The organism is Thermogutta hypogea, assembly GCF_055386265.1.
The window spans coordinates 4,093,496-4,110,977 of sequence record NZ_AP042425.1 but is presented as its reverse complement, the minus strand read 5'-3'; the positions used below and the strand labels follow the sequence as shown (position 1 = coordinate 4,110,977).

Here is a 17,482-nt window from a genome sequence, read left to right as displayed (position 1 = left end):
CTGGGAGCGACTCCATGAAGGATACCATCTTCAGCTTGACGGGAAAAACGGCTCTCATCACCGGGGCCAGCCGCGGCATCGGCAAGGCCATGGCCGAGGTGTTTGCCCAAGCCGGGGCCGAACTCTTCATTTGCAGCCGCAAGGAAGAGTCCATCCGTGCCGCCGCGGAAGACATCCATCGCAAGACCGGCAGCCGCGTGGAAGCGACGGCCGCCGACATGGCGCGGCGCGAAGATGTGGATCGCCTGGCCGCCGAGTCGCTGCAACGCATGGGGAGGATCGATATCCTCGTCAACAATGCCGGCTGGAATATCCCCCAGGCCATCGACGAAATCAAGGACCAGGATTGGGACTACCTGGTGGAGTTGAATCTTACCAGCGTGATGCGTTTGACCCGGGCCTTGGCGCCTCCCATGAAAGAGCGGCGATGGGGGCGCGTGATTCACATCTCTTCCATCATGGGTCGCGCCAGCACGGCCAAGCGGAATGCTTACTCGGCCACGAAGGCGGCCCTGATCGGGATGGCGCAGGCGTCGGCCCTGGATCTGGGGCCGTACGACATCACGGTCAACTGCATTGCCCCGGGCCCCATCGCCACCGAGATGCCGATGTCGCTCCTCAGCCCCGAACAGCAGGCGCAACTGGGAGGGCGTACCGCCTTGGGTCGCTGGGGACAACCCGAGGAAATCGCCTGGCCCGCGCTGCTCCTCGCCAGTGAGGCGGGGCGGTACATCACGGGCGAGGTGATTACGGTGGACGGCGGCTGCCTGGCCCGCATCTTCTGACGCCGCCGCGAACCGGCGATATTCAACGCGGCGTCTCGCTTCAACACGGTGTCTTGCGTGCCACCGGCCGGCGGTGACAAGCGGCACCCCGTGCGGAAGGCCGGCAGCGCTGCGGTGTCACGCTGTAACAACACATGAGCCGCCGGCGTAAGCCGGTGGTGGAAGCAATAGCCGTGCCCGCAAGGGCGGACGTGACGGCCCCTTACTTTTCCAGCGTGACGTTCCAGTAGGCCTCGCTGACGAAGCGCGTCCAGCTTTCCACACGGATTTCCCGGGCGGCGTAGAGCGGCCGCCATTTCGGCCGGACCGGCTTGCGGCGGAGTTTCATGCCGGCCTCCTCGGGCGTGCGAGAGCCTTTGCGGCGGTTGCACTCGGTGCAGGCCAACACGCAGTTTTCCCACGTGGATTCCCCGCCTTTGGACCGCGGGATGACGTGGTCGATGGTGAGCAATTCGCCGGCCACCTGCCGGCCGCAATACTGGCACGTGTTGTGGTCACGCTTGAACAGGTTGCGGCGGCTGAAGGGCACACTGTGGAACGGAACCCGATCGAAATCTCGCAGGGCCACCACCTCCGGCACGCGCAGCCGCAACGATACCGATTGGATGAAGGGATCGCCGTCCACCGGGGCCAATTCCGTCCAGTCCGACCAGGTGTACATGCTGAAGTCGTCCGGATCCACGACGACGGCCGTTCCTTGGTAGACCATCACCAGGGCGCGGGCGACGGTCGCCACGTGAATGGGTTGCCAATCACGGTTCAACACCAGCGTGGGTCGCTGCAAAATGGCAGAGTTCACTTCGGGGACCTTTTCGGGCAATAACAATCCTCGTTCGCCGCTCCGCACGCGCGGGGCCGAGAATGCCGCGTCTTGCCGCCGCTGCCGGGCAGACCCACATCTCCGGCCCTCGATCGGCCGGTGAGGCGATTACCCGATCGGCGACCCGTCCACAAGACCCACTGCCGTTCACTTTATCAAGCGTCTTAGCCGGAGACAACAGCGGCGAGCCACCGCTCCGCGGAAGGGTGTCGGCCGCATAATCACCACAACCCCTTCGTCGTCTCGCGGCGGGCGCGACGGAGTGCGTCCCTCCAGGCAATCACCATGCAAACCCTGGAGCCACCAGCGTAAGCTGGTGGTGCGCACCGACGTTGGTGCGCGCCGAGGCTGAATCGTGGGCAGCGCCGGAGACACCTCCAGCTCACGCTGGAGGCTCACACGATTCGCAATCGAATACGCATCCCATCCGGGAGGGCCACGCGCCGGCGTGATCGCCATTGTGGAGGGCCGCGCTCTGTCGTGGCCGGGGAAGCGCAACGGGGCATCCCTCGGCACGTCGTGGGACGCGACGGAGCGCGGACTCCCCGCGCCGATCGAGCCGATCTTTTTCTCATCGCCGTTCTCCCAAGCTATGTTTTTTTGTGCCTGACACGACTGTGGGCGAACTGATGCGGTTGCGCGACCGCTCTCGTTGACTTCCTGGAGTTTCGCCGTGAAATCCAACGCTGTACGCCGCGCCGGAACCCTAACCTGGCCCCGTTGCGACATCATCATCTCAGTGGTCGCGACGGTCGCCGTGCTGTTGATCGCGCTCCCGGCCGCCGTCCATCCCACGCCGGGTTCGTTGGGGTATGCCGCCGCGCTGTTCGCGGCATTCGCGATGGTATTCGTCTTCGCGCGGCGCAATGCCTGTCGTTTTGCCGCCATTCAGGCGGAGTGGCAAAGGATGGCGGACATCCTTATTCAGAATTCGGCGGCCGCCATTACGTTCCACGCATTGATTCGCGACGAGAACGGCCGACCGATCGACGATGTAATCTTGCGTGCCAATTCCGCCTTCGAGAAACATACGGGATGCAACCCCGACACGGTCGTCGGGCGACCGCTGTCCCAGGTCTTCGCCGGTTTTCGCGACAGCTCGTATTTCGCACAAGTTTGCCGCGCGGCTGAGACCGGCAACCCAATCCACTTCGAAGATTACTTTGAACCGCTCGAGCGATATTACGAAATCCATATCCAACCCCTGGGCGGCGATCGACTGGCGACGGTGTTCATCGATATCACGGACCACAAGTTGCGAGAAGAAACGCTTCGTCGAGAAAGCATGGATCGGAGAAGGGAGGGGGAATTCCTTCGGGCGATCTTGGACGCGGCCCCGGCGGCCATGGTATTGTTGGCCGAAGACGGGTCCGTGGAGCACGTGAACAATGTGGCGACGCATCTGGTGGGCGTGGACCAAGCCCGGTGGCTGGGGAAACAACCCGGCGACGGATTGTGCTGCATTCATGCCGCCGCGTCTCCCTCCGGCTGCGGATCGGGCGAGGCCTGCAAGACTTGCCCGATTCGTAATTCCATCAACATGGTCGTGCACACCGGCCGAGCGATTCATGATCTTGAAGTGCAGCACGATTTGACGGTCGGCGGCGAGCGACGCTCCTTCTGGTTTTCCCTCAGCGTCGTACCCCTCCCGGAGGGGAATACCCGGCGCGTGCTGCTGTCCTTGACCGACATCACACGGCGGAAGGCCGTCGAGGAAGAGCTGAAAAAGTCGGCGGAGGAGCTTGCGGCCGCCAAGGAGGCCGCCGAACAGGCCAACCGTGCCAAGAGCGCGTTCCTCGCCAACATGAGCCACGAAATCCGTTCGCCCATGAACGCCATCCTGGGCTTCACCGAGGTCTTGGCCGGCACGCTCACCGCCCCGGCTCAACTCGAGGCCGTCGCGGCCGTTCAACGCAACGGGCAGTATCTTCTGCAACTGATCAACGACATTCTGGACCTCTCCAAAGTCGAAGCCGGCAAGATGACCATCGCCAAGGAGCCGGTCAAGACCCGCGAATTGATCGGGGACGTGATGGCGTTGATGCGGGTGCCCGCCGCCGGCAAGAACCTCGCCCTTTCCGCCCGTGCGGAAGGCGAGTTTCCCGAAACGATCCAAACCGATCCCATTCGCCTGCGGCAGATCCTCATCAACCTGCTGGCCAATGCGATCAAGTTCACCGAGGTGGGCGAGGTCGCCTTGACCGTCGGGCTGAAGCCGGAGTCGGAAGCGGAAGGCCCGCCGCGAATGGTTTTCGAAGTCCGCGATACGGGAATCGGCATGACTCCGGAACAAACGGCGCGGCTATTCCGGCCGTTCAGCCAAGTTGACGAATCGACTTCGCGGCGATTCGGCGGCACGGGCTTGGGCCTGGCGATCAGCAAAAGGCTGGCCGGCTTGCTCGGCGGCGACATTTCGGTGCGGAGCGAACCGGGCAAGGGGAGCTGCTTTACCGTCACCATCGACCCCGGCCCCTTGGACGGCGTCCCGTTGTCGCGGAGTCTCGCCGAAAACCCGGCCGCGACGCAAGCGGCGGACCGGCCCAAGAAACAGCCGCTGCCGACGTTGCCGGCCGGTTGTCGCATCCTCTTGGCCGAAGACGGTCCCGACAATCAACGCCTGTTCTCGTTCCTCTTACGCAGGGCGGGAGCCGACGTCGTCATCGCGGAGAACGGCCGGATCGCTTGCGAGTGCATCCTCGGACAAGGCCCTCGGGCGGATCAGACCGGCGAGGCCGCGGGCAAAGCCTTCGACCTGATTCTGATGGACATGCAGATGCCGGAAATGGACGGCTACGAGGCCGTGCGGCGATTGCGGGAAGCGGGAGTAACCGTACCGATCGTCGCCCTCACGGCGCATGCCATGCCGGAGGATCGGGAGCGGTGTAAGGCCGTGGGTTGTGACGACTACCTGTCCAAACCGTGCGATGCCGCGACGCTGCTGAACAAGGCTGTGGAGTGGCTGGACGGACAAGCCCGGCAGCCCGCGGACCTCATGACCGCGGCGCCGACTGCGTGAGCCGGGAAAGCTGTCACGTTCGCCCCAAGCCGTTGCGCGGCCGCCGACGCCGAGAGGGTGGAGTTGTCTTTTCCGCCTTGGTCCCCGATAATAAGCAAAGGTTTTATCGTATCGATCGGAGTTCATCCTCATCCCGCCTGCGTTTCCTCATCCAATTACGCTCTCCGCGCACGATCGTCTGTCGGCGGATCGGTGTAGTTGCTATCTTGGTTGCCAAGCCCGGCTGAGGGGAAGTTGCGCGCCGCTCTGGAACGTGCCGCCCGATCAAACTCATGCCGAAGGGGCGGGAATTCCGTCTTTTGCGAAGGTTATGTCATGAAACACGTATTGCAGGATTTGGAACGGGCGATTCTGGAGCTGGTCCAATCGCCGGGCTATCAAGCGGTCAAGCCCAAGGCCATCGCCAAGCAACTCCAAGTACCGGCGGAGGAATCGCATCTGGTCCGCAAGGCGGTCAAACGGATGGTCTCGGCCGGGCTGCTGGAGTTTGGGGGCGGGCACCTGGTCTATCCGGCGGGCAAGCGGAAGGGCGACGACAAGAAACCCGCCGCCGAAATCATCGGCATCTTTCGCCGCCGCGAGGCCGGCTACGGATTCGTTCGCCCGCGCGGGGCGCCGGAAGGGGCCGGGAAGGAAGACGACATCTACGTTCCCCCGGAGTGGAGCGGGGACGCCTCCAGCGGCGACCTGGTCCGCGTGCGATTGGCCCATCGCGGCGGCGCTAAACGTCGCGGGCTGGGGCCCGCCGGTCAAATCGTCGAGATCCTCGAACGGCAGACCTCCCGCTTCGTGGGAACGTACTTCGAAGAGGAAGGCATGGGCTACGTCCAAGTGGACGGCACGGTCTTCGCGCAGCCGGTTTTCGTGGGCGACGCCGGGGCGAAGAACGTTCGTACCGACGACAAAGTCGTGATCGAGATGCTGCGGTTTCCCAACCACTATCGCCGCGGCGAGGGCGTGATCGTGGAAGTCTTGGGACCGCCGGGCAAGCCCGGTGTCGATACCCTGACCGTCTTGCGCGAGTTCAATCTGCCCGGCGATTTCCCTCCCGAAGTCCTGGAGGACGCCCGCCGCGCCGCCGCGAAGTTCGAGGAAACCGTCCCTCCGGACCGTTACGACGCCACAGGCGAGGTGACCATCACCATCGATCCCGAGGATGCCCGCGATTTCGACGACGCCATCTCGCTGGAACGCTTGCCGGAGGGTGGGTGGCGGCTGGGAGTGCACATTGCGGACGTTTCGCATTTCGTCCCGCCCGGCTCGTCGCTGGATCGCGAAGCCCGCGACCGCGCCACCAGCATCTACCTGCCGGATCGCGTGATCCCCATGTTGCCGGAACTGATCTCCAACGGTCTGGCCAGTCTTCAGCCCGGCGAATTGCGCCTCACCGTCAGCGCGTACATCGAATTCACGGCGGAGGGCGTCAAGACCGACGTCACCCTGCGGCGGTCCGTCATCCGCAGCGATCAGCGGCTGACCTACGAGCAAGTGGACGCCTTTCTGGCCGATCCCGCCGCCGGAACGCTGCGGTTGGGCGAGAAGGTCGGCGATTTGCTTTCCAAGATGCGGGAGCTGGCCGCCGTATTGCGAGCCAGGCGAATGCGCCGCGGGGCCTTGGAGCTGGTCATGCCGGAGGTCAAGGTGGATTTGGATCGCGGCGGGCGCGTGATGGGCGCCCACGTCGTCCCGAACACCGAAAGCCATCAGATGATCGAGGAGTTCATGCTGGCGGCCAACGAGTCCGTGGCCGAAACCCTTTTTGCTCGCGGCTGGCCGTTCCTCCGCCGCATCCATCGGCCGCCGTCCTTACGCAAACTGCGAATCCTACAAGTATTCCTGGAAGGGCTGGGGTTCTCGGCCGACCGACTCGAGGACCGCTTCAGCCTGCAACGCATCCTCAAGCACTTTACCGGCACGCCTCAGCAGTACGCCGTGCACTACGCCGTCTTGCGGACGCTGCAACGGGCCGTCTATAGCCCGAAGGAAGAGGGTCACTTCGCCCTCGCCAGTGATTGCTACTGCCACTTCACTTCGCCCATTCGCCGTTATCCGGACCTTACCGTTCACCGGTTGGTCCACGCCCTGCTGCTGGACGAAAACCCGCGGATCAACCCGGTGGAACTGGTGGAATTGGGCGAGCACTGTTCCGCCCGCGAGGAACGCGCGGAATTGGCCGAGCGCGAACTGGTGCGGCTCAAACTGCTGGCCTACCTGGGCGAACGCATCGGCCTGGAAATGGAGGCCGTGGTGACGGGCGTGGAGAGCTACGGCATGTTCGTGCAAGGGATCGCCTTGCCCGCAGAAGGTCTGGTGCACATCGAATCGATGACCGACGACTTCTACCGCTTCGACCGCGCAACGCACAGCTTGACCGGGCACCGAGCGGGGCGGCAATACCGGTTGGGTGATTTGGTTAAAGTGGCCGTCGCCCGCGTCGATTTGGAGCGGCGGCAACTGGACCTGCGGTTGCTCGAGCACCTCGGGAAACCCGGGCCGAACACACTGGGCGACTCCCTCCGTACTTTCGATTGGAAGAAGCGCAAGAGCGGCAAGTCCCGCGAGCCGCTGTCCGCCGCGCCCCGCACGGTGAAAAAGAGAGCGGCAAGCGAGTCGCCCAAACGTGCAGCAGGGGCGAAAAAGGCCCCCGCAAAATCGGCCAAGCCCAAAAGGAAGGGTAAGGCCGATGGTTGACGCAGCGGAATGAGGCAACAACATGACAAGGGCTACACGGCCCGGCCGATTGGCATCTCCGAACCCCAAAGAATCCGCTATAATTGGGTGGGGACGTCGGCGGTTGCACGGGGCCCCGTTTTGTGTCGGATCAAGGTCGGCGGTCGACGACTTGCGGAAGGGAAAGATTGCGCAAAGTCGATAGAATGCGGCTGCGAAAATAGTCGGCGGAGGGCGACAAAAACTGCCGTTTTGGCAGACTCCTAGGTCGTACCGAGAGTTTCCGGCCGCAGTCGCTTGGTGAATGCAGATGCAACGACGGCGAGAACCCGCAAAATAACCCCGCTGCGGCGAAGCGATCGGCAGCGCTCAAGAAACTTGCTTATTTCGCCGCATGGCATACTATTTGCTTGGAGAAATGGTCAAGACCACGATGAAACGTGAGCGGCGGTCGTCGGTCGCACGGCCGGCCGCATTCGGAATCCGCTCGCCGGGAATGCCCGCAAGCCGGTCCCGCGCGTGAAATCCGAAGGAAGATTTGCAGCTTGGTCGGGTGGGCGTTCGGCGCGGGATTGCCGGGAGTTGAAGACGCGAACTTTGCGCCGCCTTTCAAAGGTCCGTTCAAGACCGGCGGACGCGCGGCGATTGGGAAGGAGAGGTTGAAAACATGCCGTTTGAACGATTTACCGATCGTGCCCGAAAGGTAATTCAGCTCGCCAATCAAGAGGCGCAGCGATTCAATCACGAATATGTGGGCACGGAACATATCCTGTTGGGGCTGATTAAGGAAGGGAGCGGCGTTGCCGCCAACGTCCTGCGTAATCTGGACGTGGACCTCCGCAAGATCCGCCTCGAGGTGGAAAAGCTGGTGCAGAGCGGGCCGGACATGGTGACCATGGGCCGGTTGCCGCTCACGCCGCGCGCGCGGAAGGTGCTGGAGTACGCCACGGAAGAGGCCCGCAACCTCAATCACAACTACGTCGGCACGGAGCACATCCTGCTGGGCCTTCTGCGCGAGCAGGAGGGCGTCGCCGCGCAGGTTTTGATGAACTTGGGCTTGAAGCTCGAGGATGTCCGCGAGGAAGTGTTGAATCTGCTCGGTCACGGGAGCGAGGCCGCCGAAACGCCCGAGCGAACGCCCGGCGCCGCCTTGACGGGCGAAGAATCCCAGGATCCGGCCGCCAAGTCCGGTCGCTCGCGGACGCCGGCCTTGGACAGCTTCGGCCGCGACCTGACGGAACTGGCCCGGCAGGGCAAGCTCGATCCCGTCATCGGACGCGAAAAGGAGATCGAGCGGACGATGCAGATCCTCTGCCGCAGAACGAAGAACAATCCGGTTCTGTTGGGAGAGGCGGGAGTGGGCAAGACCGCCATCGTCGAGGGCTTCGCCCAGCGGATCGTCCGCGGCGACGTGCCCGAAATCCTGCTCGAACGCCGCGTGGTCGTGCTGGACCTGGCGATGATGGTGGCCGGCACCAAGTACCGCGGCCAGTTCGAGGAGCGGATCAAGGCGGTCATGAACGAAGTCCGCCGCGCTCAGAACGTGATCCTGTTCATCGACGAGTTGCACACGCTGGTCGGCGCGGGCGGGGCCGAGGGAGCCATCGACGCCTCGAACGTCCTCAAGCCCGCCTTGGCCCGGGGCGAGATCCAGTGCATCGGCGCCACCACCTTGGACGAGTACCGCAAGTACATCGAGAAGGACAGCGCCCTCGATCGGCGCTTCCAGATGGTGATGGTGGAGCCGAACACCAAGGAAGAGACCGTGGCCATCCTCCGCGGACTCCGCGATCGTTACGAGAAGCACCACCACGTGCAGATCACGGACGACGCGATCGAGGCGGCGGTGGAGCTTTCCAGCCGCTACATCACGGGCCGCTGCCTGCCGGATAAGGCGATCGACGTGGTGGACGAGGCGGGGGCGCGGGTCCACTTGAAGTCCATGACCCGCCCGCCGGACCTCAAGGAAATCGACGAAGAAGTGGAACGGTTGAACAAGGAAAAGGAGGAGGCTGTCGCCAACCAGGACTTCGAAAAGGCCGCCCGACTCCGCGATCAGGCCGACAAGCTGAAGAAGAAAAAGGCCGCCATGATGCGGGAATGGCGGGAGAAGTCCAGCTCCACCGACGGCGTGGTGGACGCCGAAGTGGTGGCCGAGGTCGTCTCCAAGATGACCGGCATCCCCTTGACCCGCATGACCACCGAGGACTCGCTCCGCCTGCTGAAGATGGAGGAGGAGCTGCATCGCCGCGTGGTCAGCCAAGACGAGGCCATCAAGTCCATTTCCAAGGCCGTCCGCCGCAGCCGCAGCGGGCTCAAGGACCCCAAGCGCCCGGTGGGATGCTTCATCTTCGCCGGTCCGACGGGCGTGGGCAAGACGCTGCTTGCCAAGGCCCTGGCCGAGTTCATGTTCGGCGATGAGGACGCCCTCATCCAGATCGACATGAGCGAGTACATGGAGAAGCACAACGTCAGCCGGCTGGTGGGAGCGCCTCCCGGTTACGTGGGCTACGAGGAAGGCGGCCAACTGACCGAAAAGATCCGCCGCCGGCCGTACTCGGTCGTCCTCTTGGACGAAATCGAAAAGGCCCACCCCGACGTCTTCAATATGCTGCTCCAGGTCATGGAGGAAGGTCGGCTGACCGACAGCTTCGGCCGCAACGTGGACTTCCGCAACACCATCTTGATCATGACCACCAACGCCGGCGCGGAGGCGATCAAGAACGAGTCCGCCTTCGGGTTCCAAAAGCCGGACGACGACGCCAGCTACGAAAGCATGAAGCAGCGCGTCATCGAGCAGATCGAGAAGGTCTTCCGGCCGGAGTTCCTCAACCGCGTGGACGACATCATCGTCTTCCGCCACCTGACCCAGAAGGACTTGGGCGACGTGGTCGAGATGGAGTTGGCCAAGGTCCGCAATCGCTTGAGCGAACGCAACCTGGCCCTGGTCCTGACGGACGAGGCGAAGAAGCTGATCATCAAGCGCGGCAGCAACTTGGACTTCGGGGCGCGGCCGCTCCGCCGGGCCATCGAGAATTACATCGAGGACCCGCTCTCCGAGGAATTGCTCCGCGGCGAATTCGAGGGAAAGGATTCCATCATCGTTCGGGTAAAAGAGGTCGGCGGCAAACGCCAATTGGCCTTTGAAGGCGTGATGGGCAAACCGGAGGATCTGCCTCCCGAAGTCCTGCAAGACCACCTGCCGGAAGCGGCGGGAGTATCGGGAGGCGACGGCGGCGATCCGTCCGCCCCCGCTTCGACCAATTAAGCCCTCGCGCGGCGGCGCCCACGCACCCCGTTTTCCGATATCGCATCCTGAAGCTCGCCGTCGGTCCTTTTGCCCGCGGCGAGTTTTTGTTTGAATGATGCGTGACCCCGAGACGCGCCGAGCCGACGCCGAGGCCGGCGACCGGGCGGCGGACGGGAGAAAACAGGGAGCGTCCGGCGATGTACCAGAACTCGCTCAGAAACGGCGCGACGGAGCGGACGGTCCGGCACGGTGCAAACGATCCCCCCACGGCCGCGCGGATGCGTTGGCCGCTCTGGGTCGCGGCGATGCTCCTGCTCTTCGCCGCCTTGGGGTGCTCGCGAGCCAAGCCGCCCGAACAGGAGACCGTCCCCTTGGTGGAGCGGATCGGCGAGCTGTCGGAATTGAGCCGGACGGACCTGGTGACGCTCCGCGAGGAGCTTGCCCGGCTTGAGGAGGAAAATGCCTTGCCGCGGCAGTTGACGGAGGACCTGCCCCCGCCTGACGAAAACGTGGCGGCGGTATTCGTGGACCTCTTCCCCGCCGACCGCCTACCCGGCATCCTCGCGGAGGGCGAGCAGTACTTGTCCGCAGTCCGCGGGGCGGACGCCGACCCCGACGTGCTCCGCCGCGCGAACGCCTTCCGGGAACGATTCGAGCCGCAGCGGCAGGCGGTTCGCCGGGCCTTGCGGAGACCGACGTGCGTGTTCCCGATCCGTTTTACGGCGGGTTACGCGGCGGACCTGGGATTTCTCGATCAGGTCGCCGCGGCCCTGCGGTTGGAGGGCTTGTTCGCGCTGCAATCCGCCGCCGAAGGGAAGACCGGCGAGGCCGCGGATTCCGTCGTGACACAGCTGCAATTGACGGCGGCCCTAGCCGCGAGCAAACACCCGATGGTTCGTTTCGCGGCCGCCCGGCATCGCGCCGCCGCCCTCAACGTCCTGCAAGAGGTCGTTTTGAGCAAGCCCTTGCATCGCGAAGACGTGCTCCGCGTCTTGAACGAATTGCGACGCCAAATCGCCGTGTGGCCGCCGGATGCCGACGCCTGGATCGGGTTTCGGGCATTGGGGCTCCACGCCTTGGAAACGGCGAAGCGCGGGCGGCTCTTCGACATCCTCACGGACGAGGAAACCGCCGAGTTCCAGGAGCATTACGAGATGAACTCGCTGGTGGCGCAAGTGCGAAGGAACGCCGACGCCGACGCACTGTACTTCGTGCGAGCCATGGCGCGTGTGATCGAACTCAGCGCCCTGCCGTATCCCCGACGACGGCCGGAATTGGAACGTTCGGCGACGGATTGGGCGGCCGCCTTGGCAAGCGAGACGCCGCCCGTCGTGGCCTGCCGCGTGCTCTTACCGCAGGTCCCTCCGGGACACGAGATCCAAGCCCGCGACCGCGCCAACCTGGAGGCGTGGCTGCTGGCCGTTCGCACGGCCGTGGGAGAGCCGCCGTCGCAAACCCCGATCAATCCCTGGACCGGCGAGCCGTACCAAATCGAAGTCCACGACGGCTGGGTCTATGTGCAAGGGATAGGTACGGGCGAGATCGGCCGGCACGCCGCCATCGAGATGCCGGTCCTACCGGGTCCGAGCGGGGGGCCCTCGCCGCCATGACCGCGCCGGCTTCCATCGCCGGGGCCGTGCACATCCCCTCGCCGATGTACCGATCGGAAACTTGCCGGGTCATCGGAATCGCAAGCTTGGTAGCGGCGCGCTGAGATTGCGGATCGTAGCGGTTGCACGGATTCGCGGCGACTGACGCCGCGGCGGCAAGCCCCGTCCGTTTTGCCCCGGTTCCACTTCATGGCGTATGGTTGCATAGATAGCGGCCCGCGGAAATTCTCCCACCGGGCCTTCGGCGGTGACGCCGCGGGCGACGCCGTGAAGAGGGGAATTTTCCGCCGCCGATTCCTCGGAGAAGTCACGCCATGCCTGCCGCCTCGGAATTCACCGCCTGGGAAAACGGCGCCGCTCCGCTGCCGCCCCCTGCCGAAACGTCGGCCTCGCTGAACCCGGACGTGACACAAGACGTGTCGGTCTTCATCGATCGCCGCAAGAGCGCCGGCTCGCATCCGGGCGTGGAGCGCCGCCAGTTCGCCAACAGCTACGAGGAGCTTTCGCCGGACGCCCGAGAGCTGGGCCGTGCCGTCGATGAATACAAGTTCCGGCATCACCGCCGTTTCATCACTTACGAGGAATTGCTGGCGGTGATCCGCGCGCTGGGCTATCACAAGTAGGCCGCTTCCCCCTCCGGTGCCGTCCGCCGGGGCCGGACGGCACGCAGCGCCATACGCCGGCGGCGGGATTCGCTTCGGCTTCTTCGTCTTGATCGCCCCGCGCTAGGCCGGGCCGGCGGTCTCCCCGCAGGCCTGCCGAAGACCGTCCTCCGCCAAGAGCGCGCGGCGAAGGTCACTCTCCAAGATGACCCCCACCGAGGATCCGGAGCGATCTTGGACGATAGCCAACGGTTCACCGGATTCGTACAGCCTCGCCAGCACTTCGATCACCGTTTCGTCGGCGGGGACGCGGATCAGTCGGCGGCGCTCGATGCGGTCCGGCTCGCCCTGCCGGAGCAGAATCGAGACCGCGGATAAATACCCGGCGAGGATGCTCTTTCGCTTGGGGTGCCGCAGCAACACGAACGGCGTATCCGGCCGAAGCGATGCTTCGACCTCTTGCGCGGAGGCGTTCCAGGGCACGATGGGAAACTGCGTCAGGGGACGCACCCAGGAGGTAATCGGCTCCGCCCCCGCCGCAAACAGTCGGGCGGCCAATTCGCGTTGCACGTCGAACAGCAACCCTGCCTCGCGGGCCTCGTCCAAGATGCGGCGCAGCTCGCGATCGGCGATGAAGGATCGCACGTCCTCAGGTCCCGCCGCGACCAACGCCTTCCAAAGGCAATTCCAGAGATACAAGAGCAGCGAGACGGGCGCGAAGAGGACGGCGAAAAAGATCAGCGGCGGGCCGAACCGTTGCAAGGTGGCGAAGGGCGCTTCCAGCCCCAAACGCTTGGGCAGCAATTCCCCGCAGAGAAAGAGCAGAGGCGCCGCCAGGAGAGCGGCCGCCGTCTCCGCACCCGCTCCCCGCAAGTCGGTCGCGTGGTGGATCAACAGCACGACGCCCAAGGAGAAGACGTAATTGGCCGCGTTGTTGCCGACGAGGACGGTGCCGATGAAGAGCCAGGGCCGGGCGGCGATCCAGGCCACGGCGGCCATGACGCGATCCCCGGCCTTCGCCGCCAGCTCCAAGCGGAGCCGCGCCACGCGGTACAGCGCCGTCTCCGAGCCGCTGAACAGCCCGCTCAAAAGCAAACCGGCCGCGGTCAGAATCAAGGCCAAAGCAATCACGGACCGGCCTCCGCTTCTTCTTCCAACAGACGCCGCAACTCGACCACGATCGGCTTATCGCGGCGGACCTGGACGACGCGGAGCCGGAACGGCCCCCAGTCGCATTCGTCGCCCACCCGCGGAACCCGCTCCAAGCGCTCTTGCAGTACGCCGGCGATCGTGAAATGTCGCGTGGGAGGCAAAGTCAGCCCGAAGAAACGTTCTAATCGCCGGATGCCGGTGATACCCGTCACCTGCCAAACGCCCGCGCCCACGCGATGGATCGACGTGCGGCGCCACAGCATTTCGCTGCGTCCGGTCTGGGGGGCGAAGATGCGCCGCAGCAAATCATCGATCGTCACCACACCGACGGTCTCGCCGAATTCGTTGACGACCGCCGCCACGGGCCTGTTTGCCTTCCGGAGCGTCTCCAGAACCGAGGCCGCGGAGGCCTTCCAAGGGACGTAAACCACCGGTTCGGCGAACCGTTCCAGCCCCGGCGCGGCAGCCGCGGTCTGCGATTCCGGCGGCCGATCCGCGCCATCGCCTTCCGCCGCAGCCGGTGCATCGGCGTGGCGTAACAGCGTCTCCGGCGAAAGGGCCGCGAAGACCTCGTCTTCGTCATCCAGAAGGATGAAATAACCGCTGGGGGGAATTCCGGCCCGCAAGTCGGCCGGCGTCAGCGGCGGATGATGGTGGCGGATCTCGGTCCGGGGTCGCATCACCTCCTCGGCCGAAAGCTCCGACAGTTGCAACAGGTTTTGAATGGCTTCATACTCGCGCTGGAGCGCGACGGCGGGGCCGTGGGTGTGGATGACCGCCAATTCCAAGTCGCGCACCCGAAGATACGGCTCCGGCCGAAAGCCGGGACGGAAAACGCGGAGCAGCGCGGCGGCGATGCCGCGGAGCAACTCGAGGACCGGAGCGGCGACCCGGACGGCGGGCGAGAGCAGGAAGGGGGCGAAGCTCGCGAATCGTCGCGCGGCCAGCAGGGCCAGGCTTTTCGGCAGCATTTCGCTGAACAGGATCAAGGCGAAGACGGAAGCGGAGGCGAACACGCCCGCCCATTTGCCGTACCCCGCCCCTTGCCAGCGGACCGTGATGATGGAGGCCAACGTGAAGTAGGCGAAATTGATGACCAGATTCCAAAACAGGATCGCGGTCAAGAGTTGCTGGGAATCGCGGAGGAGCGCGACGGCCAACCGCTCTCCCAAGGAGCCTTGCGCCATCGCTTCGCGATCCGCCGCTCGCAGCGAGAAGAAGGCCGCCTCGCAGGCCGAAAAGAAGGCCGACCCGGCCGCTAGGGCGGCCATCGCCGTGATCAGGGGTGCCGCCATCCACCATTCGGTCACGAGACCGCGGCCTCCCGTTGCGAGGAACGCGTCCCCCTCCGCAGTTCCACCCCCCCGCGCCGCGAGCGGCGGACGCACGGCGGAACGGAGCAGTGTGCCGCGGAGTGAGCCGCGTTCATGGTGTCACGTCTCGTCCAGGGTTGTCCTTCCCGTCGCCAAGTCGAATTCATCCACGGCCGGTATCAACATCGCCGCCGTTGCGAACCCGTAGGCTGCCGCCAAAGCCAAGAAGGCCAAGTGCGTCTGTCCTAGGAAAACGCTGGTGAGGGCGTAGAAGGTGGCCAGCGGACAGGCGAAGGACGCCAAGGCGATGGCGTTGGAGGGGTTGCGTGCTCCCAGCGCCAAGTACAGGCCGGCCCCGCCGCCGATCATGAACGCCAGGAAGGGGTGGAGCTGCGCCTGAAACGACCCGCTAAAGGCCAACATCACTCGCATGCACACGGCCACCCCGATGAACAGGAAAAAGACGGTGCCCAGGCTGGCGGCGATAGCGTTGCGCGAATTGCCGTACGTCAAACCGGCGTGCAATCCCAACATCGCGGCGAACGCGTACAGCACGGCCAAGCCCACAATCAGGTAAAAGCAGTTCTCCGCCGAGATCCGCCCCTGCCAGTATAAGTAGCCGCAGAGCAAGAGAGGCAGGAGGACGACCTCCTTCACGTTGTACAGCGTGCCCAGCAGCTTGCCGAAGATGAATTCCTTGGGAGTGACCTGGGAGACGAGGATGAGATCCAGCGTGCCCGCGTCGCGCTCGGTGGTCAGGGCCGTGACGGCCTGGGTATTCACCAAGATCAGGCTGAGCAGGAAGAACGGCACCAAGACGGCGGCGGGCAGGATCGAGAACCCCGCCTCGGGCCGCTGAAACATGGCCAGCGCCGCCGCGGCCGCCGCGAACAGCGTCCAATAGGCGGCCTTGACCAAAAGCACCTTCCGTCCGTACGCCCACGTGCAGACTTCCCGCCACAACACGGGGTTGTCCCAAACGAGCCGGACCCTCGCCGATTTGCGGGCGGCTTGGATCGCCGCGGCAGCCGGGTCTTCCGTGCCGTCCGCCGGCGTCGCGGACTGCGGCGATGGGCCGACCTGCGAGGCTTCCTTGGAGGCGTCCGAGCGGCCGCGCGCCTCCCATTTGGTCGCCCAATCCGATAACTCGCCGGATGCCGTCTCGCCGCTTGCCGCTTCGGTGTCGCTTTCGTCGGGGGCGGATGCCAGGCCGGCTTGCGTCCGCACGGCAGGCCCTTCCACCAAGGATTTCAACTCGGCCGGGCCGAACCGGCGGCGCAAAGCGTCGGGCACCAAGTTCCACGTCCGCACGCGCACCGTCGTGATGCCCGTGATGATCGCGAGCACCGCGGCCGAAAACAGCCCGAACGCCGCCAACGGAGAGAGGCCGAAAATCGAGAGCGAGGCATCCGGTACGGGACGGGCGGCCTCCAGAACCGCGCGCCAGGGACTGACGACCACGGCCCAGACGCGGGCTTCGATTCCATACCAGGACTGTCCGAACAATCCGGAGGCCGCGACCTCTCCCAGGGCCAGCCACAGCACCAGGGTCATGATGGTGAAGGCCAAGGCCTGGAACGTCTTTTCCCGCCAAAAGGCGGCCATGGCGCCTACCGCGCCCCCCAGCAGCACCGCCGCCGCCGTGACCAAGAACGTGAGGAGTATCTGCCGCTCGGAGATGCCGCCCAAGAGGGCGCTGAGCATGAAGACCGGCACGCCCGCCGCCAACATCGAAAACAACGTGACCAGGCTGCCCAGCAGTTTGCCCAGCACCAATTCGCGGTTGGTCAATTCCGTCATCAGCAGGAGATCGAGCGTCCGCCGGTCCTTTTCCTGGCAGACGCTCCCGGCGGCAATCACCGCCGCGGCGAAAAAGCCCACCAGCGCCTGGAGCGGGGCCGCGATCTGAAACCACGCCATGCCGAATCGGGCCGAGTCGCCCACATCCCGGATGTACTGCGTGCCCGTCACCACCAGCCACGCGGTGCCCATCAAAAGCAAAAGAATCAGCACGTACATCGCCCGGGCAACGTAAAACTGCCTCCGCCGCGGGCGAATCGTCAGTTCGCGAGTAAGAATCGGTCCGGCAACCAAAGGAGACTCCAGGTATGGAAATCGAGTTCAGGCTCCGGGGAAAACTCCCCCCCGTGTCGCACTTCGAAAGCGAGGCGATTCTCGGTACGGAAAGCTCCCCGACGCGGTTCGGCGGCCCGAGCATCCCCCCGCGTGTTCCGGCTCACGCTTCCGTGCCGGTCAATACCATG

At 64.8% G+C, this 17,482-nt stretch carries 10 protein-coding genes; 6 read left to right on the top strand and 4 right to left on the bottom strand.

Annotated elements, in window-relative coordinates; translation table 11 throughout:
• Positions 1-14: 14 nt before the first annotated feature.
• The gene (locus tag ACZ5B4_RS14775; RefSeq protein WP_464911998.1) at positions 15-785 is read left to right on the top strand and encodes an SDR family NAD(P)-dependent oxidoreductase; all 771 of its coding nucleotides are present in this window, start codon (positions 15-17) and stop codon (positions 783-785) included.
• Positions 786-987: 202 nt separating this feature from the next.
• On the opposite strand, the gene ACZ5B4_RS14770 is transcribed toward ACZ5B4_RS14775, so the two are convergent.
• The gene (locus ACZ5B4_RS14770) at positions 988-1,584 is read right to left on the bottom strand and encodes an HNH endonuclease (protein ID WP_464911997.1); all 597 of its coding nucleotides are present in this window, start codon (positions 1,582-1,584) and stop codon (positions 988-990) included.
• Between the two features lie 694 nt (positions 1,585-2,278).
• Between ACZ5B4_RS14770 and ACZ5B4_RS14765 the strand changes: the two genes are divergently transcribed.
• The 5 genes from ACZ5B4_RS14765 to ACZ5B4_RS14745 all read left to right on the top strand — a co-directional run bounded on the left by ACZ5B4_RS14765 (position 2,279) and on the right by ACZ5B4_RS14745 (position 12,774).
• Positions 2,279-4,621: an ATP-binding protein gene (locus ACZ5B4_RS14765; protein WP_464911996.1), complete on the top strand. Its 2,343-nt coding sequence runs from the start codon at positions 2,279-2,281 to the stop codon at positions 4,619-4,621.
• Between the two features lie 315 nt (positions 4,622-4,936).
• Entirely contained in the window at positions 4,937-7,312 is a 2,376-nt protein-coding gene (gene rnr / locus ACZ5B4_RS14760) for a ribonuclease R (protein ID WP_464911995.1), read from the top strand.
• A 646-nt stretch (positions 7,313-7,958) separates the two neighbouring features.
• A complete protein-coding gene (locus ACZ5B4_RS14755) occupies positions 7,959-10,559 on the top strand; it encodes an ATP-dependent Clp protease ATP-binding subunit (RefSeq protein ID WP_464911994.1) in 2,601 nt (866 codons plus the stop codon).
• 179 nt (positions 10,560-10,738) lie between these two features.
• Positions 10,739-12,151 (top strand): hypothetical protein, encoded by a 1,413-nt coding sequence (locus ACZ5B4_RS14750; RefSeq protein WP_464911993.1) that lies wholly within the window; start codon positions 10,739-10,741, stop codon positions 12,149-12,151.
• A 314-nt stretch (positions 12,152-12,465) separates the two neighbouring features.
• A complete protein-coding gene (locus ACZ5B4_RS14745; RefSeq protein WP_464911992.1) occupies positions 12,466-12,774 on the top strand; it encodes a hypothetical protein in 309 nt (102 codons plus the stop codon).
• Between the two features lie 102 nt (positions 12,775-12,876).
• Here the strand turns inward: ACZ5B4_RS14745 and ACZ5B4_RS14740 are convergent, their stop codons facing one another.
• From ACZ5B4_RS14740 to ACZ5B4_RS14730, 3 genes are all read right to left on the bottom strand, one after another.
• The gene (locus tag ACZ5B4_RS14740; RefSeq protein ID WP_464911991.1) at positions 12,877-13,884 is read right to left on the bottom strand and encodes a CNNM domain-containing protein; all 1,008 of its coding nucleotides are present in this window, start codon (positions 13,882-13,884) and stop codon (positions 12,877-12,879) included.
• Positions 13,881-15,215: a CNNM domain-containing protein gene (locus ACZ5B4_RS14735; RefSeq protein WP_464911990.1), complete on the bottom strand. Its 1,335-nt coding sequence runs from the start codon at positions 15,213-15,215 to the stop codon at positions 13,881-13,883. Before ACZ5B4_RS14735 ends, ACZ5B4_RS14740 begins: the two co-directional genes overlap by 4 nt.
• A gap of 123 nt (positions 15,216-15,338) precedes the next feature.
• Entirely contained in the window at positions 15,339-17,312 is a 1,974-nt protein-coding gene (locus ACZ5B4_RS14730; protein WP_464911989.1) for an ABC transporter permease subunit, read from the bottom strand.
• Positions 17,313-17,482: the final 170 nt, after the last annotated feature.

Bases quoted from the DNA above. Each gene is read 5' to 3' on its own strand.
- ACZ5B4_RS14775 (WP_464911998.1), top strand. From the start codon at position 15: ATGAAGGATACCATCTTCAGCTTGACGGGAAAAACGGCTCTCATCACC.
- rnr (WP_464911995.1), top strand. From the start codon at position 4,937: ATGAAACACGTATTGCAGGATTTGGAACGGGCGATTCTGGAGCTGGTC.
- ACZ5B4_RS14755 (WP_464911994.1), top strand. From the start codon at position 7,959: ATGCCGTTTGAACGATTTACCGATCGTGCCCGAAAGGTAATTCAGCTC.
- ACZ5B4_RS14750 (WP_464911993.1), top strand. From the start codon at position 10,739: ATGTACCAGAACTCGCTCAGAAACGGCGCGACGGAGCGGACGGTCCGG.
- ACZ5B4_RS14745 (WP_464911992.1), top strand. From the start codon at position 12,466: ATGCCTGCCGCCTCGGAATTCACCGCCTGGGAAAACGGCGCCGCTCCG.